This is a genomic window from Pseudactinotalea suaedae, assembly GCF_009733815.1.
GTDB lineage: Bacteria > Actinomycetota > Actinomycetes > Actinomycetales > Beutenbergiaceae > Pseudactinotalea > Pseudactinotalea suaedae.
In genome coordinates, this window is sequence record NZ_WNXY01000010.1 from 97,081 (window position 1) to 122,174 (window position 25,094).

The following is a 25,094-nucleotide window of genomic DNA, read 5'->3' on the forward strand; positions in this document are numbered from 1 at the left end:
TCGTGTTGAAACCGTCAGCGGGCGGTGAGGCGGGAGGCGGCGGCGGCGATGCGGTCGTCCGGGGCGGTGAGGGCGAAGCGCACGTGGTGCTCGCTGCCCGGTCCGTAGAACTCCCCCGCGCCGGCGAGGATGCCGAGATCGGCGAGGCGATCGAGGGTGGCCCAGCAGTCGCCGCCGTCGAGCGAGCGCGCCCACAGGTACAGGCCGGCCTCGGAGTGGTCGATCGTGAAGCCGGCGGCCTGCAGCGCCGGCAGCAGGACTGCGCGGCGGCGGCGGTAGACCTCGCGCTGCGCCGCGACGTGCGCGTCGTCACCGAGGGCCACGGCCATCGCGACCTGCACCGGGTACGGCAGCATCAGACCCAGGTGACGACGCATCAGGATGATCCGTGCCATCAGGTCGGCGTCGCCAGCCAGCAGCCCGGCACGGTAGCCCGCGAGGTTCGACTGCTTCGACAGCGAGTAGGCGGCCAGCAACCCGCTGTGCGAGCCTCCGGCGACACGGGGGTCCAAGACGCACGGGACGCCGTCGGAGCTCCAGGGCTCCTCCCAGGCCAGCTCGGCGTAGCACTCGTCGCTCGCGACGACGGCCCCGAGCGCGCGGGCGTTCTCGACGACCTCGCGGAGCCGGTCCACCGAGGCGACGGCGCCCGTCGGGTTCCCGGGTGAGTTCACCCAGACGAGCCGGACCCGGGCATCGCCGGCCCAGTCGGCCACGTCATCGGTCGCCAGCACCTCGGCGCCGGCGGCGCGGGCGCCGACCTCGTAGGTCGGGTACGCGGCTGCGGGCACGACCACGACGTCGCCGGCTCCGATGCCCAGCAGCGAGGGCAGCAATCCCACGAGCTCCTTGGAGCCGATCGTCGCCATCACGCCTGCCGTGGTGAGACCGTGGACGCCGCGGCGCCGGGTGAACCAGTCGACCATCGCCTCCCGCAGCGCGGGGGTGCCGACCACCGTGGGATACCCGGGCGCGTCAGCGGCCGCCGCGAGCGCCTCCTGGACGGCGGGCGGGGTGGGGTCGACCGGGGTGCCGATCGAGAGGTCCACGATCCCGTCGGGATGCTGCTTGGCCCGATCGGCGTACGGCGTCAGCCGGTCCCACGGGTAGTCCTCGGTGATGGCGATGAAGCCCATGTCAGCAGCCGCGCTGCCCCGCGCGGCCTACTCGCCCTGCGGCGGCAGCGCGGCGATGATCGGGTGGTCCTTGGCGATCATGCCCATCTTCGCCGCACCACCCGGTGAGCCGAGGTCGTTGAAGAAGTCCACGTTGGCCGTGTAGTACTCCGCCCACTGCTCGGGGACGTCGTCCTCGTAGTAGATCGCCTCGACGGGACAGACGGGCTCGCAGGCCCCGCAGTCGACGCACTCGTCCGGGTGGATGTAGAGCGAGCGTTCACCCTCGTAGATGCAGTCGACGGGGCACTCGTCGATGCAGGCCTTGTCCTTGACATCGACGCAGGGGAGCGCGATCACGTACGTCACCGGTTGGTTCTCCTCACGGTCTCCGCCGGGTTCAGCGGTTCAGCTTGTCCTGCGCCCTAGTATCGCAGGCATGACGTTCTGGCGAGCCTGGGAGCCCGGCATGCGCGTCGTCGTGAGATACCGCAACGACGAGGGCAGCTTCTCCGACGCCCTGGGCGAGCTCGTCCGGGTCGACGACGACGGCGTCGAGGTCGCCACCAAGCACGGCCCGGTCGCGCTCGCGGCCGGCGTCATCGCGCTCGGCAAACGCGTGCCGCCCGCCCCCGCGCCGCGGCGCCGCTGAGGCTGGTCGCCTCAGCCCTCGTCGGTCTCCGCCTCGGTCTCGGCCTCGTCGTCGGCCGACGGCGGTGCGCCGCAGACCACCCGGTTCCACGGGGAGTACTTCCAGGAGTAGTCCCGCGAGTACTCGGTGTTGACCTCGCCGTCGAGCGAGATCGTGCGGCTGATGTCGATCGAGAACCCCGAGGCGCCGCCGGACTCCGGCTTGCAGGTGTCCGACTCGTTGTAGACGGTGCGCGGCGAGGTGAAGGCGTACTTCTCGCTCGAACGGATGTCGACGTCCCAGTACTTCGTGCTCCACAGCCGCACGTGCACCCGGCCGTCGTCGCCGACCCACGCCTGCACCAGCGCGCCGTAGGGAGTGTTGTTGCCCCACTTCATGTCGAGCGAGGGGGCATACATCGTCGCCTCGCGCCCCGGTGGGTAGCGCTCGAACCAGCGCGAGTGCGGCTTGTGCTCGATGTCCTCCATGCCGGCCTCGAAGGCGGCGTTGAAGGTGGTCGTGGAGACCTGGGAGAGACCGCCGCCCATGGCGTCGGTGACGAACCCGCCCTCGACGACGCTCGAGCTGACGTAGCCGTTCTCCCGCGTGATCGGTCCGAGCGCCTCGATCAGCGAGAAGACCTCGCCGGGCCGGACCAGGGTGCCGTTGATGTGGGCGGTGCCGTTGACCAGGTTCTGGGTGCGCACCGGGTCGTAGGGGTAGGGCGTGGAGTACTCCCCCACGATCTCGACGACGCCCAGCGCCTCGGCGTCCGCCGTCGTGAACTCGGGTTCGGTCGCCGCGAGCTCGGCCACCGCCACGCGCGCGTCACCGGTGGCCACCGCGGCCTGGCTGACCACGCTCGCCAGCTGTTCGGGGTCGAGCCCGGTGCCGGTGACGGCGGGGATGATGGCGGGCGCGCCCTCCTGCAGCACGATCTGCGCGTCCTTCGCGGTCTCCCCCACCGACGGCACGGTCTCGGTGATGTGGTCGGCGAGGATCTGGCCGTCGATGGCGAGCGAGAGCCCCGAGGCGTCCGGGGTGAGCGTCGCGGCAGCGGCAAGCAGGACGGGCTCGAGGCTGGCCTCGGCGTCGTTGAGCTGGACCGTCACGGGGGCGGACAGCAGCGGCTCGACGATGTCGGTCATGGCGGCGGCGATGGCGGCGTCGTCGATCTGCGGCGTCGTCGTGGTCGACGGCAGCTCGAACGGCCGCTCGCCCGTGAGCCACTCCGCGGCGATCATCTCCGCGGCGGCCGGGACGTCGACCTCCATCCCGTCGGCGGGCTCGGTCGTCACGCTCGCGGCGCCGTCGGCGAACGCGATCACCCCGTCGACCGGCGCGAGGTTGAGATCGGTGGCCGCGGTCTCCACCGCCGCCACCAGGGCGTCGTCGTCGACGGTCACGACCGGCTCTCGCGCCCCCAGACCGAACACGTGCCCGAGCACCACCTGCGGCTCGAGTGTGAACCCGGTGAACCGGTCGACGGTCGCGGCGGCGTCGAACGTCAGCCCTGCCTCGGCGGGATCGATGCTCGAGCTGGTCTCGCCCATCCCGATCGGGATCGGGCCGCCGACGACGTCGGCCAGCTGGGTGTCGAGGACCTCGACCGCCTCGTCGGCGGTCAGTCCCGAGACGTCCACACCGGCGACCGTGGTGCTCTGCGGCACCTTGTCCCCCAGGTACCAGGCCGCGCCGACGTAGGCGCCCGCGAGCACGAGCACGCCGATCCCCACCCCGAGCAGCACCTTGCGTCCGCGCCGGCGCTTCTTGACGGGCATCGGCTCCGGCTCCTCGGTGATCTCCACCTCGGCGGGATCCTCGGCAGGTCCCCGGACGACGGTGGCCTCGGGGTCTGACTCGGTCTCGGCCGTCGACGGCGCACCGACGACGGCGGTCTCGTCCGCGCCCGTCCCGGGCGCCGGGCCCTGGGTCGCCTCGGGCTCGACGACGGCGGTCTCGTCCTCCGGGGCGGCGGTGGGCTGGTCGGGCGCGGGTCGCACCTCGGTGGCGTCGTCATCGGGGGTCGTCGACACCTCGTCGGCGCCGATCCCCTCATCGGGAGACTCGGCGCGGTCGTTGACTGATCGACGGAAGATCATGGGCCTCGGAAACTCTGTCGACGAGACCACGGGCGTGGCCCCCCTGCGGGCGATTCTAACGGCGGCGTGGCAGCAGGCCGTTCAGCCGTCCCAGCTCTCCATGCGCCCGTAGCCGTGGAGGATCGCGCCCTGGTTCTGGGCGCGCACGCCGGTGGCGACGACCTCGCCGCCGACCACGTCGTGGGTGCCGGCCTCGACCACCCAGAGGGTGCGTGCCTCCAGCCACGCGGTCGCCACGTCGAGGATGGCTGCCCCGCTGTGCTCGCCCGGATGGTTCGGGATCCTCGTCAGCTGGTCGAGCAACGGCCGCCCCGGGTCGCTGAGCCAGCGGGCCGCGGCGCCGCCGTCCGATCCCAGGATGCTGACGGCCCACGACGCCCCCACCTCGACCGCGTCGCGCAGCCGGCCGTCACGGTGCACCGTGAAGAGCACGACCGGCGGCTCGAGGGAGACCGAGACCAGCGAGCTCACGGTCGCGGCGACGTCGTGCCGCCCCGAGCGCGCGGTGATCACGGAGACGCCGGAGACCAGCCGCGACATCGTGCGGCGCAGGTCGTCGGGGCTGACGTCACCCATCAGGACTCGGCGAACCAGCGCCGGGGCAGCAAGGCCGGCAGCAGCAGAGCCGCCGGGATCGAGCCGATGAGCCAGGCGAGCCCGATCGGCTCACCCGTGACGAGCACGTCCCCACCCGGCCGGACGTACGTCATCACGAACACCATGACGACCGCCGCGACGCCGAACCCGACCTGCCCGACCCGGTCGACGAACGTGCGAGCGAGCACGCCGCCCGCGGCCAGTGCCGCGAACGCGGCCAGCAGCCCCCACGGCGGCTGCACCCGGTGGAACGTGGTTCCCACCGCGGCCACCATCGCACCGAGGACCAGCGAGAACACGATCATGGTCGGCCGGAACCACCGGCCACCCTCGACCCGCTGGGGCGAGCCCAGCAGGCGCCCGACGGCGGAACGCAGCTGGTCCGGATCGCCCCATCCGGGCGCGAGCCTGAGCCAGGCGGAGGAGTGGATCGGCTGCAGCAGCCCGTTGCTGAGGGCGTACCAGCCGGCGGCAGGCTCGCGCTCGCCGTGCGTGACGAGCTGCGGCACCTGGACCTGGCTGCGGTGGGCGCGCAGGGCGTCGAACAACCTCGGCAGCTGCTGGGTGACGTCGATCTCGACGTCGACCTGCGAGTCCGGCACCACGATCGAGGGCAGCAACCCCTCCGGCTCGGGCAGGCTCAGCGCGGCGCCGTCCACGCCTGCGCTCGGCAGGTCCGAGCGACTGCGCAGCCACTGCTGGGCCGCCCGGACGGCACTCTCGGGCCGCACCACCCACGCGACGAGGGCCGGACGATGCGTCGCCGTGGCCGCCGCCGCCATCGTCACCTCGTGGGTGCGGCGGTGGTCGGGGTGGCCGTAGCCGCCGCCCGGCTCGTCAAGGAGCACGAGGTCCGGCTGGACCCGGTCGATCACCCCGGCCAGCGCAGCGACGGCGCGCTCGGGTGCGGCCACGCTGAACGCGTCCGGCCCGGCGTCCGGCGAGGGAGCCGCCCGGATCAGCGGGGCGCCCTCCTCCCAGCGCATGCCGGAGTCCACGAGGCGAGGGCCGCCGTCGAGCGTGTCCAGGAAGAGGTGGTCGACGACGCCCAGCGCCGTGAGCGCCCGCTCGAGCTCGCCGACCCGGTACCCGGCGAGCTCGGCCGGGTCCTCGAGCAGGTGAGCCAGGTCGCTGCCGATCATCTCGCCACGCTCGCCGCGCGTGCACGTCACCAGAGTCACCTGGCACCGGCTCGCCAGCGCAGCGACCAGGGCACCGGCGGTGAGCGTCTCGTCGTCCGGGTGCGGTGCCACCACGAGCACCCGCCGGATCTCCACCTCGGGAGCCGGGGCTGCCTCGCCGCCGGCGACCGGCAGCGGGGTCATCTGGTGCTCGTCGGCGGTCACCGAATCACGCCCGTCGTGCGCGTGAGGCCGCCTTGCTGCGCTCGTTCTGGTCGAGGATCACCTTGCGGATGCGCACCGACTCCGGCGTGACCTCCACGCACTCGTCGTCACGCGCGAACTCCAGCGACTCCTCGAGCGTCAGCAGCCGCGGCGGGGTCAGGTTCTCGAACGACTCGGAGGTGGCGGACCGGATGTTGTTGAGCTTCTTCTCCTTGGTGATGTTGACGTCCATGTCCTCACCGCGAGAGTTCTCGCCGACGACCTGGCCCTCGTAGACCTCGGAGGTCGGCTGGATGAAGAACTGGCCGCGATCCTCCAGCGCGAGCATCGCGAACGGCGTCGCCGTACCGGCCCGGTCGGCGACCAGCGAGCCGGAGGTGCGGAACTCGATGGTGCCGGCCCAGGGCTCGTAGCCCTCGGAGATCGAGGACGCGATGCCGGTGCCGCGGGTGTCGGTGAGGAAGCGGGTGCGGAACCCGATCAGCCCGCGGGAGGGCACGAGGAACTCCATGCGGACCCAGCCGGTGCCGTGGTTGCTCATCGTCTCCATGCGTCCGCGACGCTGCGCCAGCAGCTGCGTGACCGCACCGAGGTGCTCCTCGGGGACGTCGATCGTCATGCGCTCGACGGGCTCGTGGATCTTGCCGTCGATCTCGCGGGTGACGACCTGCGGCTTGCCGACGGTCAGCTCGAAGCCCTCGCGGCGCATCTGCTCCACGAGGATCGCCAGCGCCAGCTCGCCACGCCCCTGGACCTCCCAGGCATCCGGCCGCTCGGTGGGCAGCACACGGATCGAGACGTTGCCGATCAGCTCGCGGTCCAGGCGGTCCTTGACCTGCCGCGCCGTGACCTTCGCGCCCTTGACGCGACCGGCCAGCGGCGAGGTGTTGATACCGACCGTCATCGAGATCGCCGGGTCGTCCACGGTGATCAGCGGCAGCGGGCGCGGGTCGGCGGGGTCGGTGAGCGACTCACCGATCGTGATGTCCTCGATACCGGCGACGGCGACGATGTCGCCGGGCCCGGCCTCGTCGGTCGGGACCCGGTCGAGCGCCTCGGTGCGCAGCAGCTCGGTGATCTTGACGTTCCTCATGGTGCCGTCGCGACGCGCCCAGGCGACGGTCTGCCCCTTGCGCAGGGTGCCGTTGAACACCCGCAGCAGCGCGAGCCGGCCGAGGAACGGCGACGCGTCGAGGTTGGTGACGTGCGCCTGCAGCGGCGCGCCCTCGTCGTAGGTGGGCGCCGGGATCCGCTCGAGGATGGTGGCGAAGAGCGGCTCCAGGTCGGGCGAGTCCGGGAGCTCGCCGTCGGCCGGCTGGGTCAGCGAGGCGCGACCCGCACGAGCCGAGGCGTAGACCACGGGAAGGTCGAGCACGGCGTCGAGGTCGATCGGCTCCTGACCGGGCTCGACCTCTTCCTCGAGAAGATCGGAGGCCAGTCCGAGCAGCAGGTCGGTGCTCTCGGCGACGACCTCGCTGATGCGGGCGTCGGCGCGGTCGACCTTGTTGACCACGAGCACCACCGGCAGCCGCGCCTGCAGCGCCTTGCGGAGCACGAAGCGCGTCTGCGGCAGCGGACCCTCGGAGGAGTCGACGAGCAGGACCACGCCGTCGACCATCGACAGGCCGCGCTCGACCTCGCCGCCGAAGTCGGCGTGACCGGGGGTGTCGATGACGTTGATCGTGATGCCCTCGGGGTGACCCGCGACCGCCGCGGCAGGCCCGGAGTAGGCCACCGTGGTGTTCTTGGCGAGGATCGTGATCCCCTTCTCGCGCTCCAGGTCGCCGGAGTCCATCGCACGCTCAGCGACGTCGGCGTGACCTCCGAACGCACCGGACTGCCACAGCATGGCGTCCACAAGGGTGGTCTTGCCGTGGTCAACGTGCGCGACGATCGCGACGTTGCGCAGGTCGGTGCGCGAGCTCATACAGGTCCTTTGGGGTCAGGGGCGAGGGCAGGGGCAAGCGTCCCACGTCGCACGGACCCCAACGAGATCTTACAGGTCAGAAGCCGGCAGGCCCGCCCTGGGTCGGACGTTCGCCGGGCTGGACGTTCAGCTGCTGCGCCTCGAGCTCCTCGTCCGCCTCGATCTCGGCCGCCGCCTGCATGAGCAGCGCGTCGCGCCGCTCCCGGCGGATCTTCTGCTCGTCCGGGTTCGGCACGGGCACCGCAGCGATCAGCCGCTGGGTGTAGGGGTCCTTCGGGCTCTGCACCACCTGCGCGGCCGAACCGAGCTCGACCAGCTTGCCGTGGTGCATCACCGCGATCCGGCTCGAGAGCATCTCGACGACCGCGAGGTCGTGGCTGATGAACAGGCACGCGAACCCGTGCTCGCGCTGCAGGTCGGTGAACAGCTCCAGCACGTGGGCCTGCACCGAGACGTCGAGCGCCGAGGTCGGCTCGTCCGCGACCAGCAGCTTCGGCTCGAGGCTGAGCGCACGAGCGATGCCGACGCGCTGCCGCTGCCCGCCCGAGAGCTCGTGCGGATAGCGGTTGCGCATCGAGCGGGGCAGCTCGACCTGGTCGAGCAGGGACTCGACGCGCTTGTCGAGCTCGGAGCCCTTGATGCCGGTGTGCAGCATCAGCGGCTCGCCGATCGACTCACCGATCGGCAGCCGCGGGTTGAGCGAGCTGCCCGGGTCCTGGAACACGATGCCGATCTGCTTGCGCAGCGGCATCAGGTCCTTGTGCGTGGCGCCGACCATGTCGAACCCGGCGATCTCGAGCTTGCCCTCGGTCACCGGCAGAAGACCGACGACCGCGCGTCCGATCGTGGTCTTTCCCGAGCCGGACTCCCCCACCAGCCCGACGACCTCGCCGGCGTTGATGGTCAGCGAGACGCCGTCGACGGCCCGGAACGCAGGCGTGCGGCCGCGCTTGGGGTACTCGATGACCATGTTCTCGGCCACCATGACCGGCTGTCCCAGCGGGGTGTCGCCGCCGTGGTCGCGCTCGTGCTCGGAGATCTCGATCGTGCTGTGCGCACCGAGGTGCGGCACGGCCGCGAGCAGCTCCTGGGTGTAGGGGTGCTGCGGGTTCGCGAAGATCTGCTTGGCGTCGCCGCTCTCGACGATCCGGCCCCGACGCATCACGACGATGCGGTCCGCCATGTCGGCGACCACGCCCATGTCGTGGGTGATGAGCACGATGCCGGAGTCGATCCGGTTCCGCAGGTCACGCATGAGCTTGAGGATCTCGGCCTGCACGGTCACGTCGAGCGCCGTGGTGGGCTCGTCGGCGATCAGCAGGCGCGGGTCGCACGAGAGCGACTGAGCGATCATCGCGCGCTGCCGCTGACCACCGGAGAGCTGGTGCGGGTAGGCGTGGAACCGCGTCTCGGGATCGGGCATCTCGACGAGCCGGAGCAGCTCGAGCGCGCGCTCCTTCGCCGCCGCCGGGCCGAGGTCGAAGTGGTTGCGGAGCGTCTCGACGATCTGGAAGCCGATGCTGTACACCGGGTTCAGAGCCGTCATCGGCTCCTGGAAGATCACCGCGATGTCGTTGCCGCGGACCCGGCGCAGCCGGTTGCTCGACATCCCGATCAGCTCGTTGCCGTCGAGCTTGGCGCTGCCGGTGGCGCGCCCGTTCGCGGGCAGCAGCCCGAGCAGCGACATCGAGGACTGGCTCTTGCCGGAGCCGGACTCGCCCACGACGGCGAGCACCTCGCCGGGGCGCACGTCGTAGGTGACGTCGATCGCGGCGGGGAACCACTCGCCCTCGACGTAGAAGTCCACGCAGAGGTCACGGACCTGCAGGATCGGCTCACGGCCGTCGAAGGAGCCGGGCTCGTCGGTGATGGGTGCGGGTGCGCTCACAGCTGCTCACCTTCCGTTCGGGAGGTTGCCCGCGCCGTGCTCGTCGGCGTGGGGTGGACGATCGCCTCGGCGATCGCGGATGGGACGATGCGGGGATGGACAGCTCCGAGACGTTCCGGTCCCGCCTCGCGCAGGGCCTCGCCGTCCTCACGGCCCTGGTTGCGGTCGCCGCGCTCGTCGCCTTCGTGGGCGAGGAGGGCCCGACGGCGTTGCTCAGCACGCTCGCGCCCGTCGCCCTGGTCGTGGCGGCGGGTTGGGCGCTGCTGTGGAACCCGCGGGTCGAGCTGACGGCCGAGGGCATCACGATCGTCAACGTCTGGCGCACCGTGCGGGTGCCGTGGCGGCGCTTCAGGCACGCCGACACCCGCTGGGCGCTGTCGGTGACGACCGACCAGGACGTCACCTACACCTCGTGGGCGGTGCCCGCGGGGAGCGGCTTCGGCGCCCGGCTGGTGCCGCAGCGCCAGCAGCACGGCGAGTGGGCCCCCGCGCAGCGCAAGCTCGGCTCCAGCGGCACCGCCGAGGCCGCCGCGATGGCGATCGCCGACCGGGTGCCCCGGCGCCCGGGCGCCGACGAGCGCAGCGCCGAGGTCACCGTGACCCCGAACACCCGGGTGCTCGCCGTGCTGGGCGGGCTGGCGGTGCTCGCCGCTCTGAGCGTGACGTTGGGCTGAGGAGGACCTGACCAGCACGATCACGCCGAGGCCCTGGCGGCCTGACGGGCCGCCCGCTGGTCGGCGCGCGCCATCTTGCGCGGCGACGGGATCTTCTTCTGGCGAGGGTCGAACGCGTCGCGAAGACCGTCACCGACGAAGTTCACGCACAGGGCGATCAGGATGATGAACAGGCCCGGCCACCAGAACAGCCACGGCCGCGTGTTGAACGCGCCCTGGTACTCGTTGATCATCTGGCCGAGCGAGACGTTCGGGGGCGTGATGCCGAACCCGAGGTAGGACAGCGCGGTCTCGAGCAGGATCGCCGAGCTCATCAGCAGCGTGACGCTGACGATGATGACGCCGACCGCGTTCGGCAGCATGTGCTTGAAGATGATCCGGCGCGTGCTGGCGCCGGCCACCCGAGCGGCGTCGACGAACTCCCGTTCGCGCAGCGACAGGAAGTCACCACGGACCAGGCGAGCGAGCCCGGTCCAGGAGATCGCGCCGAGCGCGAGAGCCAGCGGGATCGGGTCCGCCGAGCCGAGCTTCTTGCCGAGCACGGCCCCGATGACGATCACCGGCAGGGTGATGATCAGGTCGGTGAACCGCATCAGGACGGTGTCGGTCTTGCCGCGGAAGAACCCGGAGAAGGCGCCGATCAGGGTGCCGATCAGGGTGGCGACCGCACCGATCACGGCCATCACCACGAGCGAGGTCTGCACGCCCTTCATGGTGCGAGCGAAGATGTCGCGACCGATCTCGTCCTGGCCGAACGGGTGCTGGCCGATCACGAAGCCGCCCTCGCTCCACGGCATCTGCATCGTCGGGCCACCACGCGGGTTGACGATGTCGTTCAGCTGGCTGTGGTTGTACTGCCACCAGCCGGGGATCGTGACGGGTCCGAGCGTGAACCCGATCGAGGTGATCGCCATGATCGCGATGAGGATCATGACGACGAGACCGACCATCGCACCGGTGTGCCGGAAGAACCGGCGGCGCACGATCTGGCCCTGCGACATCCCCTCGACCTCGCGCAGCTCGATGGCGTTCTCGAGCTGGGGGCCGTCGTCGACGACCTCGCTCCTGTCGGTCGTGGCGGCGGCGGTCATCGCCGGGTCGAGCGACCCGGAGCCGGTCTCGCCGGCCTCGAACGGGTCGTCCTTGCGGTCGTTGCTCATGCGTTCACCCGGATCCTGGGGTCGAGGGCGGCGTACAGGAGATCGGCGACGATGTTCGCCAGGATCGCCAGGAACGCCACGATCACGAGATAGGCCATCACTGGATCGATGTCGTTCATGTTGAGGTTCGCGATGAAGAGCTGACCCATGCCGGGGCGGCTGAAGATGCGCTCCGTGATCAGCGCTCCGCCGATCAGACCGATGATGTCGACGGGGATGATCGAGGCCAGCGGGATCAGGGAGTTGCGGAACCCGTGCCGCATCACCACGGTGCGCTCGTTGATGCCCTTGGCGCGTGCGGTGCGGATGTAGTCCTGGTTCATCACCTCCAGCATGCTGCCGCGCGAGAACCGCGTGTAGCCGGCGAAGGAGATCAGCATCAGCGCCAGCGTCGGCAGGATCAGGTGGGTGTACTGGTCGAGCAGCTGCACCCAGAAGTTGCCGCCGAGGTTCGGCGCGCGGTCACCGATCGTCTGGATCGGGCGGTTGTTGATCGCCGGGGCCGCCATGTAGGCGGGCCAGTAGCTCATGACCTTGTCGAGGAAGATCACACCGGCGATCAGGAACGCCGAGATCGCGCCGGTCCGGGCGGACTGCTTCCAGTCCGGTCCCCGCCATGCCACACCGACGAGCGCGCCGACCAGGATCGCCGCCAGACCGAGCAGCAGCACGATGCCGTAGTTCATGTACGGCGTGAGCATCGAGTTGCTGAAGAGGTAGTAACGCACCGGGAAGTACAGGACCAGCCCGAGCGCCACGCAGCTCAGCGCGGTGTAGAGCGAGCGCCGGTTGCGCAGGCCTGTCGACAGCGTGGTGACCGTCAGCGCGATACCGAGCGAGGTCACCGTGAGGAGCACCCAGTCGAGCCTGGGCTGCAGCCACCAGTCGGTGATCTGCATGTAGCCCAGCACGAGGGCGACGGCGAGGGCCGCGAGGGCCCCGTGGATCAGCCGGCGCCGGAGGGTGCCGCCGACCGCGAGCTGCCAGAAGACGCCGGCGGCGAGCGAGATGCCCGCGATCAGCATCGGTGCGATCACCGGGTCGACGAGGAAGTCGTTGAACCCGATGGCACCCCACTGCTTGAGCAGCACTGCCACCCAGAACGAGGGCAGCGAGAACATCAGGAAGGCGAAGAACGTGATCAGGTAGTCAAAGCTCGAGTACTGGCGCAGGGCCGAGACGATGCCCACCGCCACACCGAGCACGATCGCCGCCACCGTGGCGAACGAGACCAGCTGCAGCGTCGAGATGATCGCGCTGCCGAGCAGGTCGGACACCGAGCGGCCGGTGTTCCACGACACGCCGGGGTCGCCGGTGACGAAGGCTCCGAGCCAGTCGAAGTACCGCTCCCACGGGGGCGCGTTCAGGTTCAGCTGCTCGGTGCGCTGCTCCATCTGGAGCGCGGCGCTCGGGTCGGTGCTGGTGCGCAGGTCCTCCAGCGGGTCGATGGTGAAGTCGACCAGCATGTACATCAGGAACGACGACACCAGCAGCAGTGCCAGCCCCATCAGGACGCGGCGAATGACAAAGATCAACATGGCGGGCTACCTCGCAGTCCACGGTGACAGGCCCGATCGGGAGTGTAGGCGAGATCCGCGGAGGCGGTCGCCGCTCACACGTTCGGGCGGTGGGCGAGTTCACGACAAGGGGGGCGCCGGAAGTCCGGCGCCCCCGCTCGTCGCTCACTCAGACTCGTGAGCTGAGCTGACTCAGCCCTCGGAGTCCTCTGCCTCCTCCGAGGTCGGGTCACCAGCGGTGTCACCGCTGGTGCTCCACTCCCAGAAGCCGTAGAAGACGGTCGGCGAGATGGTGATCGGGCTGATGCCGCTCACCGTGTTGCGGTAGGCCGTGACCGAGGGGAACTGGAAGATGGTGACGCCGAAGGCGTCGTTCACCAGGTGTGCCTCGATCTCGCCCAGCAGACGCTCCTGCTCGGCGGGGTCGGTCGTCACGCTCAGCTCGTCCTGCAGGGCGTCAACCTCGGGGTTGCTGTACCCGTAGAAGTTGTTGATCTCGCCGGTGCCGAAGTTGGCGTTACCGGCGGTCACAGCCGTGCTGGTGGACTGCCAGCCGAACAGCGCCGCGTCGTACTGGTCGGTGTTGGCCGACAGCATGCTGCCCCAGTCGTCGCTACCGGCGTCGACGAGGTTGAACAGACCGGTCGGGTTGATCGTCTCCGACATGATCGCGAACTCCGCCTGACGGCGGGCGTTGCTCGCGCCGTACAGGACGCGGACGTCGATCGGGGTCTCGACCCCGGCCTCCGCCATGAGCGCCTCGGCACCCGCGACGTCGTTCTCCAGCGGGAAGGCCTCCGTCTGGCCGTTGGCGGCCACCACGCCGTCGTACATCGGCGAGCCGGGCACGACGTTGTAGGACTGACGAACCTCAGCCTCGGGGTTCAGCGGGATGATCAGCTTGTCGACGATCTCCTGGCGCGGGATGAGCTTGAGGAACGCCTGGCGAACCATGAGCGCGGTCTCGGCGTCGCCACCGTAGGTCGCGGGGTCGAACGGACCACCGTTGGTGACCTGGAGGTCGACGTGCTCGTAGGTGCCGTCGATCCCGGTCTCGACCGTGTAGTCGTCGCCGAGGTCCTCGAGCGCGGTGACGAGGTCGGCGGTGGCCTGCGGGGCCATCACGTCGATCTCACCGTTCTCGAGTGCGAGCACGTGCTGCATCGGGTCCTCGTTGTAGCGGACCGTGATGCGCTCCACCGAGGCGGCGTGCTCACCGGTGAAGTCGGGGTTCGCCTCGAGGGTCACGTACTGACCGGCGACGAGCTCCGTGAGCAGGTAGGCGCCGTTGGACAGGTACAGGGACTTGTCCTCCGGGAGGGTGTCGCCGAACGCGAAGCCCTCGTTCCAGAACTTCGAGATCTTGGCGAGCGCCTCGGTGTCGTTGCTCTCGATCGCGTCCTTGACGGCCTGCTTGGCCTCGGCTGCGTCGTCGATCTCGAGGGCATGCATCCCCACGACGTGCGCCGGGACGGCCGCACCCATGAGGTTGACCTCCCAGTCGGCGTAGTTGCGGTCGTAGGTGGCCGTCAGGGTCTTGTTGTCGTCGGAGACCTCGACCTCGGTGATGTAGCCGACCGTGGCGCTGGTGCCGTTGAAGTAGACGTTGGCGTCGACCTCGTCCTCGTTGACGACGTTGCCCTCTTCGTCGTACTCGATGTCCTCGTCCGCGAGGGTGTTGAGGTTGCCGCTCGTGGCGCCCCACTGCAGCAGCAGGTCGACCGCGTCGACGGCGGTGCCGTCGGACCAGGCGTTGTCGTCCGCGAAGGTGTACTCGACCGTGAGCGGGTCCTCGTTGACGATCTCGTAGGAGCCGAAGTCCTCGTTGGGGACGAGGTTCAGCTCCTCGTCGTAGTAGTTGAAGGACTCCTGCATCAGGTACAGGATGTTGGCGTTCGCCGTGGCGTTACCGGTGGCGGAGCTGGTGTTGTACTCGTAGAACGGCTGGTTCCAGCCCACGGTGACCGCGGTACCGGTCGCGATGCCGCCGTCGTCACCGCCGCCCGTGCCGCCGTCTCCACCCTCATCGGGCGGGGTGCACGCCGTGATGGCCAACGCCGCCGCTGCGGCACCCGCAACGATGGCGGTAAGGCGCCTGATCTTCAATGTTCCTCCTAGGAACGGCCTGGATGCTGCCCGTCCCGGACTCGTCCGGAATGGCCTGATGGGCCCTGGAAAGGCACGTAGTCGTGCCTGGGACACGGGCAGCATAGGCACGGGTGAGGTGGCTCACAGCGTCCCAGGGCGTGAGATCGGACGCATCGTTACCGAGTTGATACCGGAACAGGGTGCTCCGCAACATGGATGTAACCAAGTGAGCACTCGGGCAACCCGAGCCTCGACCTCGGCTGCGCGCACGGTGTCGTGCTGGCCGGCGAGCGCCATAGTGGTGGGCATGGACGACCTGCGTGTGGCGCCAGGGCCGGGGGCACCGGCGGGCCTGACGGTGCCCGCCCGGGAGCTGGTCGAGCAGTTCTCCCACGCCTCGGGTCCGGGTGGGCAGGGTGTCAACACCACCGACTCGCGCGTCCAGCTGAGCCTCGACCTCGCCACCACCTCGGCGCTGACCGACGTCCAGCGTTCACGCGTGCTGGCACGGCTCGCACCCCAGCTGAACGGCACGGTCCTCACGCTCACGGCATCCGAGCACCGGTCGCAGCGCAAGAACCGCACGGCCGCTCGCGAGCGCCTCGCGGCGGTGCTGCGCGCCGCCGTCGTACCCGCACCCGTGCGGCGGGCGACGCGGCCCACGCGAGGCTCGCAACGCCGTCGTCTCGCCGCCAAGCGGGAGCGGTCGGAGACCAAGCAGGCGCGACGACGCCCCCAGCCCGGCGGTCACGACTGACGCTCATCGGCCGGGCGATCTGCCAGCCCTACACTGACCACAGGCGCCCTGCGCCACGGACGGAGGGCAGATGGCGTCGACCCCGGATCTCGAGATCGATCCCTGGCAGGTGCGCGAGCCTGCGGTCTCGGCGGAGTCGTTGCCGGTGACCGAGTCGTTGCTCAGCCTGTCCAACGGCTACCTCGGGATCCGCGGGACGCTCGACGAGGTCGAGCCGCACGGTGCGCGCGGGACGTTCCTCGCCGGTGTGCACGAGACGCATCCGCTCTCCTACCCCGAGGAGGGGTACGGGCACCCCGAGGAGGGGCAGGCGATGATCGCCGTCGCCGATGCCACGCCGTTGCGGCTCGTCGTCGACGGCACCCCCCTCGACATCCGCACGATCGAGCCGGAGTCCCACCACCGGACGCTCGACCTGCGCACGGGGATCCTCGAACGGGTGCTGGTGTGGCGCACGCTCGCCGGCGCCCGGCTCGAGCTGCGGTCGCAGCGGCTGGTGTCGCTGCGGGAGCGTTCGCTGGCCGCCATCCGTTACCGGGTGCGGGTGCTCGACGGCGCAGCTCACGTCGTCGTGCGCTCGCAGCTCGTGCTCGGGGCCAGCCCGCCCGAGGTCGACAGCGACGACCCGCGCGTGGCCGATGTCCTCGACCACCCGTTCGAGCAGCTCGCGCTCAGCCACGGCGACGACGGCGGTGCGCTGAGTGCCGTGACCCGCCGCACCGGGATGACGGTCGCGGCCGCGGTCCGCCACGTCGTCGACGGCGCGGACGACATCGACACCCACGCCGCGGCCGACGACCACGTGGTCACGACGATCACCGCCGCGCTCACGGCCGGCCACGCGCTGGAGATCATCAAGACGTTCGGGCACGTGTGGTCGACGAGCACCACCGCAGCCTCGGAGCTCGAGGCAGCCCGCGCCGTCGTCGACTCGGGTGTGGACCGGGGCTGGGACGGCTTGGTCGCCGCCCAGCGCGAGGAGCTCGACGGGCTGTGGGCGGTGGCCGACGTCGAGGTCGAGGGCGACGACGAGCTCCAGCAGGCTCTGCGCTTCAGCATCTTCACGCTGCTGACCGGCACCGCGTGCACCGAGGGCGCGCCGGTGGGCGCCAAGGGACTGACCGGGCTGGGGTACAGCGGTCACACCTTCTGGGACATCGAAGGCTTCGTGATCCCGACGCTGTCGCTGCTGGTGCCCGACGCGGCCTCCCGGCTGCTCGCATGGCGCGCCTCGACGCTGGACGCGGCGCGCGAGCGCGCGCGGGTGCTCGGGCTGCAGGGCGCGTCGTTCGCGTGGCGCACGATCGACGGCCGCGAGACCTCGGCGTACTGGCCGGCCAGCACCGCCGCGATGCACGTCAACGCCGACGTCTCCCGGGCGTTCTGGCTGCACGGGCACGTCACCGGCACCGGCCCGGTGCCGTTGGGCGGACTCGCGGTGCTGGTGGAGACGGCACGGCTGTGGCTCTCGCTCGGGCATCACGACCTCGACGGCGTCTGGCACCTGTTCGGGATGACGGGGCCGGACGAGTACACCGGCGTCGTCGACGACAACCTCTTCACGAACCTGATGGCTCGACGCAACCTGGTGCGCGCCGCCGAGGTGTGCGAGCAGCTCTCGCAGGAGGCGGCAGAGCTCGGGGTGACACCTGAGGAGACACAGCGCTGGCGGGCGGCCGCGACCGCCGTCCACGTGCCCTGGGACGAGCGGCGCCAGGTCCACGCCGCGAACACCGGCTTCACGTCCTACCAGGAGTGGGACTTCGAGGAGAACGGTCACTACCCGGTGCAGGAGCACCACCACTACTCGACGATCTACCGGCACCAGATCCTCAAGCAGGCCGACACCGAGCTGGCGCTGTGGTGGTGCCGGGAGGACTTCACCGACGAGCAGATCGCGCGCGACGTCGACTACTACGAGGCGCGCACCGTGCGCGACTCCTCGCTCTCGGCCGGCGCGCAGGCGGTCGCATGCGCCAAGGCGCAGCACCCCGACCTGGCCTACCGGTACCTGCGCGAGTGCGCGCTCGTCGACCTCCGCGACCTGCAAGGAGACACCGAGGAGGGCCTGCACCTGGCATCGGTGGGCGGCACGTGGCTCGCGCTCACCGCAGGTCTGGGTGGCCTGCGCGAGGACCACGAGGACCTCGAGCTGGCGCCGCTGCTGCCCTCACAGCTGACGCGGATGTGTTACCGGGTCACGTGGCGCGGGCGGCTGCTGCAGGTGGAGACCACGCGGGCGGGCACGACCGTGACGATGCTGCGGGGCGAGCACCCCGTGGGCGTCGTGATCGACGGCGAACCGATGGAGGTCGCACCGGGCGCGCCGGCCAGCGCACCGTTGCGCGAGCCGACCCCGTTGCTCCCCGAGCCGAACCAGCCGACCGGGCGCGCACCACGGGCCTGAGCCTGGCGTGCGAGATGGCCGCGCTGCTGTGCGACGCCGACCTGCGGTAGCCCCCAGCCATCCAGCCGTGATCACCCCGAGCCGACCCAGCGACCGGGAGGGCGCGGCCAGGAACTCTCCTGGCCAGCGACGAAGGTCGCGGCGTACAGTGCGATCGTGGCCGACGACGACCCGATCACCACCAACCCCGCGCACTACCGCGTGCTGTGGGAGAACGACTTCGTCCGCGTGCTGGAGTACACCGACACACCGGGGGTGCAGACCACCCCGCACCGCCATCCGAACAGCGTCATGGTCACGCTTTCCGCCTTCGACCGACGCCTGGCCGCTGGCGACCGCGAGCTGGATGTCTCCCTCCCGGCAGGTCAGGCGGTGTGGCTGCCCGCGCAACGCCATTCCGGGCACAACACCGGCACGACGCCCACGCACACGATCTTCGTCGAGCTCAAGGGCGACGCGGCGGGCCAGCCGAGCGAGACCGTGGTGGGGCCTGAATCCGCATCGAGCTAGCCGTCGCTGCGCAGGTCATGCCCACTGCTCCAGCTCGGCGTCGACACGCGGGTCCGCTCGTACCCACACCTCGCCGGCGCTCGCGCTCTCGGGCGTGTCCACGATCTCGAGGCCCAGGGCCTGAATCACCGTGATCAGCTCTGCCCGTGCCGCACCGGCATCCTCGGTCGTCATGCTGTCGAACAGCACGTAGTACTGCTCCTCGTCGCTGGCGTACTCGACGTACCCGTGGTCGGCCCACGCCTTGTAGAAGGTGGTCAGGAGCGCGCGGTCGAGCTGCGGCATCTCGCGGACCTCACGTTGCCGTGCCTCGTGCGCCTCCTGCTCCTGCAGGTGGCCGAGCGCGGTGTTCACGACCGGTGCCTCGGACAGCACGCTCGCGCGGTCGGACTCCCACGGCTCGGACCGATCGAGTGCCGAGTAGCCGCTGTGGGCGAAGCGAAGGGCGTACTCGGTCATGTCGCTGTGACGCTCGTAGCGACGGTACGTCGTCTCTGGCTCCTCGCCACCCCGGCTCCGACCGATCACTCCCACCGCGGTCTCGATGACCAGGAACTCGTCGGTGAGCACCCGCTCGATACGAAAGGTGGTGTTCGCCTCGCTCAGGTGTGCTCGCACGAAGGTGTCGAACGCCGTCGAGAACGTCAGGTGGTCGCGATCGCCCATCGCGAACGTCGTCGTGCGGCCCTCGCTGTCGTGGAAGACGAGGTCTCTGACTGTCGACAAGGCTCGGCCCTTCTGCTCACTCGACGTCCCACGGATGGCCCGCGCCGACGTGCGCCGAACGCTACCAACGCCGCTGCTGCTGACGCCGTCCGAGACCTCGCCGACCGCGCCGGCGGGCACGTCACTGCGTGCGCGTCCTGTCCCACAGCGGATGAGCAGAGCGTCCTGCCGCCGCCATGCCGAGAAGCGCCTTCGCGGCGGACGACGGCCGCGCAGGAGCATGGCGAGCGCGTCGGCCCGCCCGAGGTGCGGGCACCGGCCTCACCCTGCACCGATGCGCGGCGACCCCGGAGCCACCCGTGCGCTGCCTTGTGGGCGAGCTCGTGCAAGCCCCAACCTTCGACCATGACGATCGACGCGAGCGGACTGCCCTGGTGGGCGACCATCCTGATCCTGCTGGTCGGCGGCGCCGTCGCGATCGCGCTGTCGGGGACGTTGTGGGCGTTGCTCCTGCTGCTGATGTTCGGGCGCTGGTGGCGGACACTGATCTCGCTGGCGCTCCTGGGGGCCGCGATCTGGATGGGCGGTCACCGCTGGCTGTGGCAGGCGATCGTCGAAGGCTGGGGATCGAACGTCTGGGTCATGGCAGCGGTGGTGGCGAGCGTGATCGGGATCCCGGTAGCGATCTTCATGCTCGCGACCGGCGCCGTCGATCGGGTCGGCGGCGACCGGCTACGCCGTGCGCGCCCCGGTCCCGACACCGCTCACGGCACCGGCAGACACTTCGCCGACTACGGCTCGGAGAGCCAGCAGTGGCAACGGGAGCTGAACCGCCGCGAGCCCTGACGGCGAGCAACCCTCGTTCAGTGCGCTCCTGCTGGGGCCTGCGCTGACGTCGTCGTCTCCGGTCGCCGGAGGACGAGAGCAAGGAGAATCGCGGCAGCGAGGGTGAGAGCGGCATTGGCGCCGATGGCGACGCGGAGCCCGGGCAGCAGCGTGGCCGCGGCGAACGCGGTCACGACAGCGGACATGACCGGCGTACCGAGCGCGATACCGACCTGCTGGCTCATCGTGACCAGGCCGGTCGCCAGGCCCTGCTGCTCCGAGGGGACACCCGTGGTGGAGGTGACGACGTACCCGACGATCGCGACGAGGTTGGCGACACCCCCGAGGAAGGTGAGCACGAGCAGCGGGATCAGCCACCCGCGGCTGTCGGAGACGAACGCCAGCGGCAGCGTCGCGGCGGCCTGCATGGTCAGTCCGGCGACGATCGCACTTCTGGAACCGAAGCGCCCGATGACCCGAGGCGCGACCAGACCGCCGAGGACGGTGCCGACGCCGAGCACGGCGAGGATCAGGCCTGCCGTGAGGGCGTCGTAGCCGAGGCTGTCCTGGAGGTACAGCGTCAGCAGGAACACCAGCGAGGTCTCGGTGGCGAAGGCGAGCAGGCCGGCGAGGTTGCCCCAGGCGATGCTGCCCCGCTTCAGCAGGGACGGCGCGATGAGTGGCTCAGCGGTGCCGGACTCGATCCTCAGGAAGACCGCGACAAGGACCAGCGCGGCGAGCATCGCACCCCACGTACCGGGATGCGCCCAGCCTGCGCGCCCGGCGGTGTCGATGCCGAGCACCAGCGCGACCAGAGCGAGAGTGATGGTGACGGCGCCCGGGACGTCGAGCCTCGAGCGGGCGCGAGAGGCAGGCTCGCGCAGGACGAACGGGCCGACGAGGACGACACCGAGGCTGACGACGACGTTGATGAAGAACGCCCACCGCCAGGAGACCGTGCCGGTCAGCAGACCGCCCAGGACCGCACCGGCGGTGAAGCCGGCGGCCATCAGCGCACCGTTGAGCCCGAGAGCGCGCGAGCGCGCCGGCCCCTCAGGGAACATGGTGGTCATCAGCAACAGCGCGGCGGGGGTGACCATCGCGGTCGCGATGCCCTGACCGACGCGGGCGATCAGCAGCAGCTCCGGTCCGGTGGCCAGGCCGCCCGCCAGCGACGAGATCCCGAGCAGGACGATGCCGCTCATGAACAGCCGCCTGCGGCCGAACAGATCGGCCACCCGGCCGAAGAAGAGGGTGAACCCCGCCGCGCACAGGGCGAAGGAGGTGACGGTCCACTGCAGCGCCGAGGTGGCGAAACCCAGCTCGCTGCCGATGTGCGGCAGCGCGACGTTGAGGATCGAGAAGTCGACGGCGAGCGTGAAGTTGGCCGTCAGGAGAACCGCCATCGCGATCGTCTGGGCGGGTGCGAACCGCTCGGTACGGGCGGCGGGCGTCGTCGATGTCGATCGCGGTGAGGTGTCGGTCGGGCTCATGCGTCCACGCTCGCCGGGGCCCTCGGAGGCAGCCAGATCCCTGCGCGACCGAGGCTGCGGGTGCCTACCACTGACAGGGACAGGTTCGGCGTCGACGGACGAGGGACACTGGTGAGCATGGAGCGACGCCCCATCGACACGTCCGCCGAGACCGATCGTCCGGTCACGGAGCTGGGTGACTTCCTGCGCTCGCGCCGCGACCGGATCACGCCGGGCGAGGCCGGTGTCAGCAGCTACGGTCGTCGGCGGGTGCCGGGACTGCGCCGCGAGGAGCTGGCCCAGCTCGCAGGCGTGTCGGTGACCTACCTGACCCGGCTGGAGCAGGGGCAGTCGCAGAACGCCTCGGACGCGATCACCGATGCGCTCGCCCGCGCGTTGCAGCTCGACGCCGACGAACGCGCACACCTGCACGCGCTGGCCCACCCGGTGCCGAGGAAGCGCCCCCGCGTCTCGTCGGAGCCCGAGGTCGCCAGGCCCGGTGCGGAGCAGCTGCTGCACTCGATGGGCGATGTGCCTGCGGTGATTCTGGGCCGCTTCAACGACATCCTCGCGTGGAACCGGGCCGGACACCTGCTGCTCGCGGGCCATCTCGAGCGGGACGCGCCCACCCGCGTGGACGACCGCCCGAACCAGCTCAGGTTGCTGTTCCTGGACGAGCACACCCGTGACCTCTACGCCGACTGGACCGAGGAGGCCGCCCACGCCGTCGCTTCGCTGCGGTACGTGGCCGGGCAGTTCGCCGATGACCGGCGCCTGGCCGAGCTGGTCGGTGAGCTCAGCATGAACAGCATCGCTTTCGCCCGGCTCTGGGCCGAGCACGATGTCCGGCTGTGCACCAGCGGGACGAAGCGGTTCCGGCACCCGGAGGTCGGAAGCCTCGACCTCCGGTACGAGGTGCTGCACCTGCCCGAGGGCAACGGGCAACGCCTTCTCACCCACACGGCCGCACCTGGCAGCGCCTCCGCCGCCGCGTTGCGCCTGCTCCTGTCGACCTCGTGAGTGCGCCGGCTGCCGGCCCCCACTAGGCCCCGGGCGAGGCCAGGAGGTGCGCGTTCTCCTGGTAGGCGGCGGTGAGCTTGACCTTGCTGAACCGCCAACCGCGTGCCGTGCGGACGGCCTCGTTGTCGTAGAAGCCGACGACCAGCCAGCGGTTGGGGCCACCGGCCGCGACGTCGTCGGGCACCCAGTGCTCGGCCCGCACGTGGGCACGAGCGGTGGCGTGGTCGCCGTCGATGGTGATGACATGCCCGGTGATGGCGTGGTGGGTGGCGACGAACGGCTCGAACGAGCTGCTCAGAGCGTGGGCGTAGTCCGCGAGCGACGCCTGGAGAGGCGGCATCCCGCCGAGGGATTCGACGTCCATGGTGAAGGGATCGGTGTGGACGAGCGGGGGCAGCTCGGAGAAGTTCTTGGTGTCGGCGATGTCGGCGTAGCGTCCGAAGAGCTCGATGATGTCGGCACGGTCTGTCTCGAGAGTCATGGCGGGATCCCTGGGGTTGTCGGTGTCCGGGGTCGGGCGGGGCTGGTGAGCCGTCCCGATCGGCTCGGGCATCGCCGTGCGCCGTCTCCCCGATGGATGAACGCAATGTAGGCAGTGCCTACTGATGTTGTCAATGCCTACACGGCGGCTATGGTGGGCCTGTGGACGCGCAGACGGACCGGCACCGCTACCACCACGGCGGCCTGCGCACGGCTCTCCTGGATGCCGCGGAGCGCAGCCTGCGCGAGCGAGGCGTCGCTCAGCTCTCGCTGCGCGACCTCGCTCGAGAGGTGGGCGTGAGCCACGCGGCCCCGCGGCGGCACTTCCCGGAGCGCCAGGATCTGCTGGATGCCCTGGCCGAGGCAGGATTCGGTCGCCTCGGCGAGGCGATCCGCCACGCGGTCGCGGACGGCGACCCGGACCTCGCTGCGCGAGTCAGCCGCGCGTCGTCAGCTTTCGCGCGCTTCGCGACGGAGAACCCCGCACTCCTGGAGCTGATGAATGCGACGAAGCACCAGCCGGAGAAGACCGAGCTCACATCCTCGGTGGAGAAGGCCTTCGAACCCTTCGTCGACCTGATTCACGAGGGCCAGGACCGGCGCCTCATCCACAGCGGCCCTCACGAGGAGATCGGCCTCGTCCTCTACGCCACGATCAACGGCCTCGCCACCCTGGTCAACAACGGCTCGGTCGACGCGGACCGGCTCGAGGAGCTCATCGATGCGGCGGTGCGCCAGTTCCTCCGGGGAACCGCACCCTAGGTCGCCTGCACCGACCGACTCCCGCGTCTGGCCCGGGCACGGGACTAGACGTTGAAGCGGAACTCCACCACGTCGCCGTCGACCATCACGTAGTCCTTGCCCTCGATCCTGGCCTTGCCGCGAGCGCGCGCCTCGGCGACGGACCCGGCGGCGACCAGGTCCTCGAAGGAGGTGACCTCCGCCTTGATGAAGCCCTTCTGGAAGTCGGTGTGGATCACGCCGGCCGCCTGCGGGGCGGTCCAGCCCTTGTGGATCGTCCAGGCCCGGGCCTCCTTCGGCCCGGCGGTCAGGTAGGTCTGCAGCCCGAGGGTGTCGAAGCCGACCCGGGCGAGCTGGTCCAGCCCGGCCTCGTCCTGACCGTTGTCGGCCAGCATCTCGGCCGCCTCGTCGGGCTCGAGCTCGACGAGCTCGGCCTCGAACTTCGCGTCGAGGAAGATCGCGTCGGCCGGTGCGACGAGTGCGCGCAGCTCGGCCTGCCGGTCCGGGTCGGCGAGCACGCCGTCGTCGGAGTTGAAGACGTAGATGAAGGGCTTGGTGGTCATCAGCCCGAACTCGCGCAGCGCGGCGAACGCCTCGCTGTCCAGCGCGCCCGCGGACGCGCTGAGCGGTGTGCCCTTCTGGAGCAGCTCGATCGCCGTCTGCACCGCGGCCAGCACCGCCGGGTCGGTCTTCTTGCCGCGGATCTCCTTCTCGAGCCGCGGGATCGCCTTCTCCAGCGTCTGGAGGTCGGCGAGCTGGAGCTCGGTGAGGATCGTCTCGATGTCCGAGCCCGGGTCGACCTTGCCGTCGACGTGGACGACGTCGGGGTCGTCGAAGGCGCGTGTCACCACGCAGATCGCGTCGGCCTCGCGGATGTTGGCGAGGAACTGGTTGCCCAGCCCCTCCCCCTCGCTCGCGCCGCGCACGATGCCGGCGATGTCGACGAAGCTCACGGTCGCGGGCACGATCCGCTCGCTCCCGAACACCTCGGCGAGGACGGCGAGCCGCGGGTCCGGCAGCGGCACCACCCCGACGTTCGGCTCGATCGTGGCGAACGGGTAGTTCGCCGCGAGCACGGTCGCGCGAGTGAGCGCGTTGAACAACGTGGACTTGCCGACGTTCGGCAGTCCAGCGATCCCGATCGTCAGAGCCACGGGGGTCAAGCCTACTG

General features: G+C 70.5%; 22 protein-coding genes. 8 read left to right on the forward strand and 14 right to left on the reverse strand.

Annotated elements, in window-relative coordinates; genetic code table 11:
• Window positions 1–14 precede the first annotated feature (14 nt).
• Together dapC and fdxA are read right to left on the reverse strand one after the other, a co-directional pair.
• Window positions 15–1,136 (reverse strand): succinyldiaminopimelate transaminase, encoded by a 1,122-nt coding sequence (gene dapC, locus GPA04_RS16665; protein WP_194238967.1) that lies wholly within the window; start codon window positions 1,134–1,136, stop codon window positions 15–17.
• Between the two features lie 27 nt (window positions 1,137–1,163).
• Window positions 1,164–1,484 carry a ferredoxin gene (gene fdxA, locus GPA04_RS16670; RefSeq protein ID WP_156225340.1) on the reverse strand — a complete coding sequence of 107 codons (321 nt, stop codon included), beginning with the start codon at window positions 1,482–1,484 and terminating at the stop codon, window positions 1,164–1,166.
• Between the two features lie 70 nt (window positions 1,485–1,554).
• Between fdxA and GPA04_RS16675 the strand changes: the two genes are divergently transcribed.
• Window positions 1,555–1,767, forward strand: coding sequence for a putative acetyltransferase (locus GPA04_RS16675; protein ID WP_156225341.1), 213 nt, complete (start codon window positions 1,555–1,557; stop codon window positions 1,765–1,767).
• An 11-nt stretch (window positions 1,768–1,778) separates the two neighbouring features.
• Here the strand turns inward: GPA04_RS16675 and GPA04_RS16680 are convergent, their stop codons facing one another.
• The 5 genes from GPA04_RS16680 to GPA04_RS16700 form a co-directional block, all read right to left on the reverse strand.
• Window positions 1,779–3,848, reverse strand: a complete 2,070-nt coding sequence (locus GPA04_RS16680; protein WP_156225342.1) for a VanW family protein — start codon at window positions 3,846–3,848, stop codon at window positions 1,779–1,781.
• An 81-nt stretch (window positions 3,849–3,929) separates the two neighbouring features.
• A complete protein-coding gene (locus tag GPA04_RS16685) occupies window positions 3,930–4,424 on the reverse strand; it encodes a flavin reductase family protein (RefSeq protein ID WP_156225343.1) in 495 nt (164 codons plus the stop codon).
• The gene (locus tag GPA04_RS16690) at window positions 4,424–5,791 is read right to left on the reverse strand and encodes a PIG-L family deacetylase (protein ID WP_156225344.1); all 1,368 of its coding nucleotides are present in this window, start codon (window positions 5,789–5,791) and stop codon (window positions 4,424–4,426) included. Before GPA04_RS16690 ends, GPA04_RS16685 begins: the two co-directional genes overlap by 1 nt.
• Before the next feature lie 4 nt (window positions 5,792–5,795).
• Window positions 5,796–7,718 (reverse strand): translational GTPase TypA, encoded by a 1,923-nt coding sequence (typA, locus tag GPA04_RS16695; RefSeq protein WP_156225345.1) that lies wholly within the window; start codon window positions 7,716–7,718, stop codon window positions 5,796–5,798.
• A gap of 76 nt (window positions 7,719–7,794) precedes the next feature.
• The gene (locus tag GPA04_RS16700) at window positions 7,795–9,606 is read right to left on the reverse strand and encodes an ABC transporter ATP-binding protein (RefSeq protein WP_241680868.1); all 1,812 of its coding nucleotides are present in this window, start codon (window positions 9,604–9,606) and stop codon (window positions 7,795–7,797) included.
• 95 nt (window positions 9,607–9,701) lie between these two features.
• Between GPA04_RS16700 and GPA04_RS16705 the strand changes: the two genes are divergently transcribed.
• Entirely contained in the window at window positions 9,702–10,280 is a 579-nt protein-coding gene (locus tag GPA04_RS16705) for a PH domain-containing protein (protein ID WP_156225346.1), read from the forward strand.
• A gap of 20 nt (window positions 10,281–10,300) precedes the next feature.
• Here GPA04_RS16705 and GPA04_RS16710 read toward each other — a convergent pair whose 3' ends face one another.
• The 3 genes from GPA04_RS16710 to GPA04_RS16720 all read right to left on the reverse strand — a co-directional run bounded on the left by GPA04_RS16710 (window position 10,301) and on the right by GPA04_RS16720 (window position 15,063).
• The gene (locus GPA04_RS16710) at window positions 10,301–11,371 is read right to left on the reverse strand and encodes an ABC transporter permease (protein WP_156225473.1); all 1,071 of its coding nucleotides are present in this window, start codon (window positions 11,369–11,371) and stop codon (window positions 10,301–10,303) included.
• A gap of 65 nt (window positions 11,372–11,436) precedes the next feature.
• On the reverse strand, window positions 11,437–12,978 hold the full coding sequence (locus GPA04_RS16715; RefSeq protein WP_156225347.1) for an ABC transporter permease: 1,542 nt from the start codon (window positions 12,976–12,978) through the stop codon (window positions 11,437–11,439).
• Window positions 12,979–13,149: 171 nt separating this feature from the next.
• Entirely contained in the window at window positions 13,150–15,063 is a 1,914-nt protein-coding gene (locus tag GPA04_RS16720; RefSeq protein WP_156225348.1) for an ABC transporter family substrate-binding protein, read from the reverse strand.
• Window positions 15,064–15,352: 289 nt separating this feature from the next.
• Between GPA04_RS16720 and arfB the strand changes: the two genes are divergently transcribed.
• The 3 genes from arfB to GPA04_RS16735 all read left to right on the forward strand — a co-directional run bounded on the left by arfB (window position 15,353) and on the right by GPA04_RS16735 (window position 18,719).
• Window positions 15,353–15,802 (forward strand): alternative ribosome rescue aminoacyl-tRNA hydrolase ArfB, encoded by a 450-nt coding sequence (gene arfB, locus GPA04_RS16725; protein WP_156225349.1) that lies wholly within the window; start codon window positions 15,353–15,355, stop codon window positions 15,800–15,802.
• A 70-nt stretch (window positions 15,803–15,872) separates the two neighbouring features.
• A complete protein-coding gene (locus GPA04_RS16730; protein WP_156225350.1) occupies window positions 15,873–18,209 on the forward strand; it encodes a glycoside hydrolase family 65 protein in 2,337 nt (778 codons plus the stop codon).
• A 156-nt stretch (window positions 18,210–18,365) separates the two neighbouring features.
• The gene (locus GPA04_RS16735; RefSeq protein ID WP_156225351.1) at window positions 18,366–18,719 is read left to right on the forward strand and encodes a cupin domain-containing protein; all 354 of its coding nucleotides are present in this window, start codon (window positions 18,366–18,368) and stop codon (window positions 18,717–18,719) included.
• A 15-nt stretch (window positions 18,720–18,734) separates the two neighbouring features.
• Here the strand turns inward: GPA04_RS16735 and GPA04_RS16740 are convergent, their stop codons facing one another.
• A complete protein-coding gene (locus tag GPA04_RS16740; RefSeq protein ID WP_156225352.1) occupies window positions 18,735–19,445 on the reverse strand; it encodes a hypothetical protein in 711 nt (236 codons plus the stop codon).
• A gap of 345 nt (window positions 19,446–19,790) precedes the next feature.
• Here GPA04_RS16740 and GPA04_RS16745 point away from each other — a divergent pair, with 345 nt between their 5' ends.
• Window positions 19,791–20,231 carry a hypothetical protein gene (locus GPA04_RS16745; protein ID WP_156225353.1) on the forward strand — a complete coding sequence of 147 codons (441 nt, stop codon included), beginning with the start codon at window positions 19,791–19,793 and terminating at the stop codon, window positions 20,229–20,231.
• Between the two features lie 17 nt (window positions 20,232–20,248).
• Here GPA04_RS16745 and GPA04_RS16750 read toward each other — a convergent pair whose 3' ends face one another.
• Window positions 20,249–21,703, reverse strand: a complete 1,455-nt coding sequence (locus GPA04_RS16750; protein WP_156225354.1) for an MFS transporter — start codon at window positions 21,701–21,703, stop codon at window positions 20,249–20,251.
• Window positions 21,704–21,820: 117 nt separating this feature from the next.
• Here GPA04_RS16750 and GPA04_RS16755 point away from each other — a divergent pair, with 117 nt between their 5' ends.
• On the forward strand, window positions 21,821–22,702 hold the full coding sequence (locus tag GPA04_RS16755; RefSeq protein ID WP_156225355.1) for a helix-turn-helix transcriptional regulator: 882 nt from the start codon (window positions 21,821–21,823) through the stop codon (window positions 22,700–22,702).
• Window positions 22,703–22,724: 22 nt separating this feature from the next.
• On the opposite strand, the gene GPA04_RS16760 is transcribed toward GPA04_RS16755, so the two are convergent.
• A complete protein-coding gene (locus tag GPA04_RS16760; protein WP_156225356.1) occupies window positions 22,725–23,183 on the reverse strand; it encodes a nuclear transport factor 2 family protein in 459 nt (152 codons plus the stop codon).
• A 161-nt stretch (window positions 23,184–23,344) separates the two neighbouring features.
• Between GPA04_RS16760 and GPA04_RS16765 the strand changes: the two genes are divergently transcribed.
• On the forward strand, window positions 23,345–23,944 hold the full coding sequence (locus tag GPA04_RS16765) for a TetR/AcrR family transcriptional regulator (RefSeq protein WP_156225357.1): 600 nt from the start codon (window positions 23,345–23,347) through the stop codon (window positions 23,942–23,944).
• 44 nt (window positions 23,945–23,988) lie between these two features.
• Here the strand turns inward: GPA04_RS16765 and ychF are convergent, their stop codons facing one another.
• Window positions 23,989–25,077: a redox-regulated ATPase YchF gene (gene ychF, locus GPA04_RS16770; protein WP_156225358.1), complete on the reverse strand. Its 1,089-nt coding sequence runs from the start codon at window positions 25,075–25,077 to the stop codon at window positions 23,989–23,991.
• Between the last annotated feature and the right edge of the window lie 17 nt (window positions 25,078–25,094).

Bases quoted from the DNA above. Each gene is read 5' to 3' on its own strand.
- dapC (WP_194238967.1), bottom strand. From the start codon at position 1,136: ATGGGCTTCATCGCCATCACCGAGGACTACCCGTGGGACCGGCTGACG.
- GPA04_RS16675 (WP_156225341.1), top strand. From the start codon at position 1,555: ATGACGTTCTGGCGAGCCTGGGAGCCCGGCATGCGCGTCGTCGTGAGA.
- GPA04_RS16680 (WP_156225342.1), bottom strand. From the start codon at position 3,848: ATGATCTTCCGTCGATCAGTCAACGACCGCGCCGAGTCTCCCGATGAG.
- GPA04_RS16685 (WP_156225343.1), bottom strand. From the start codon at position 4,424: ATGGGTGACGTCAGCCCCGACGACCTGCGCCGCACGATGTCGCGGCTG.
- typA (WP_156225345.1), bottom strand. From the start codon at position 7,718: ATGAGCTCGCGCACCGACCTGCGCAACGTCGCGATCGTCGCGCACGTT.
- GPA04_RS16705 (WP_156225346.1), top strand. From the start codon at position 9,702: ATGGACAGCTCCGAGACGTTCCGGTCCCGCCTCGCGCAGGGCCTCGCC.
- GPA04_RS16710 (WP_156225473.1), bottom strand. From the start codon at position 11,371: ATGACCGCCGCCGCCACGACCGACAGGAGCGAGGTCGTCGACGACGGC.
- GPA04_RS16715 (WP_156225347.1), bottom strand. From the start codon at position 12,978: ATGTTGATCTTTGTCATTCGCCGCGTCCTGATGGGGCTGGCACTGCTG.
- arfB (WP_156225349.1), top strand. From the start codon at position 15,353: ATGGACGACCTGCGTGTGGCGCCAGGGCCGGGGGCACCGGCGGGCCTG.
- GPA04_RS16730 (WP_156225350.1), top strand. From the start codon at position 15,873: ATGGCGTCGACCCCGGATCTCGAGATCGATCCCTGGCAGGTGCGCGAG.
- GPA04_RS16745 (WP_156225353.1), top strand. From the start codon at position 19,791: ATGACGATCGACGCGAGCGGACTGCCCTGGTGGGCGACCATCCTGATC.
- GPA04_RS16750 (WP_156225354.1), bottom strand. From the start codon at position 21,703: ATGAGCCCGACCGACACCTCACCGCGATCGACATCGACGACGCCCGCC.
- GPA04_RS16755 (WP_156225355.1), top strand. From the start codon at position 21,821: ATGGAGCGACGCCCCATCGACACGTCCGCCGAGACCGATCGTCCGGTC.
- GPA04_RS16760 (WP_156225356.1), bottom strand. From the start codon at position 23,183: ATGACTCTCGAGACAGACCGTGCCGACATCATCGAGCTCTTCGGACGC.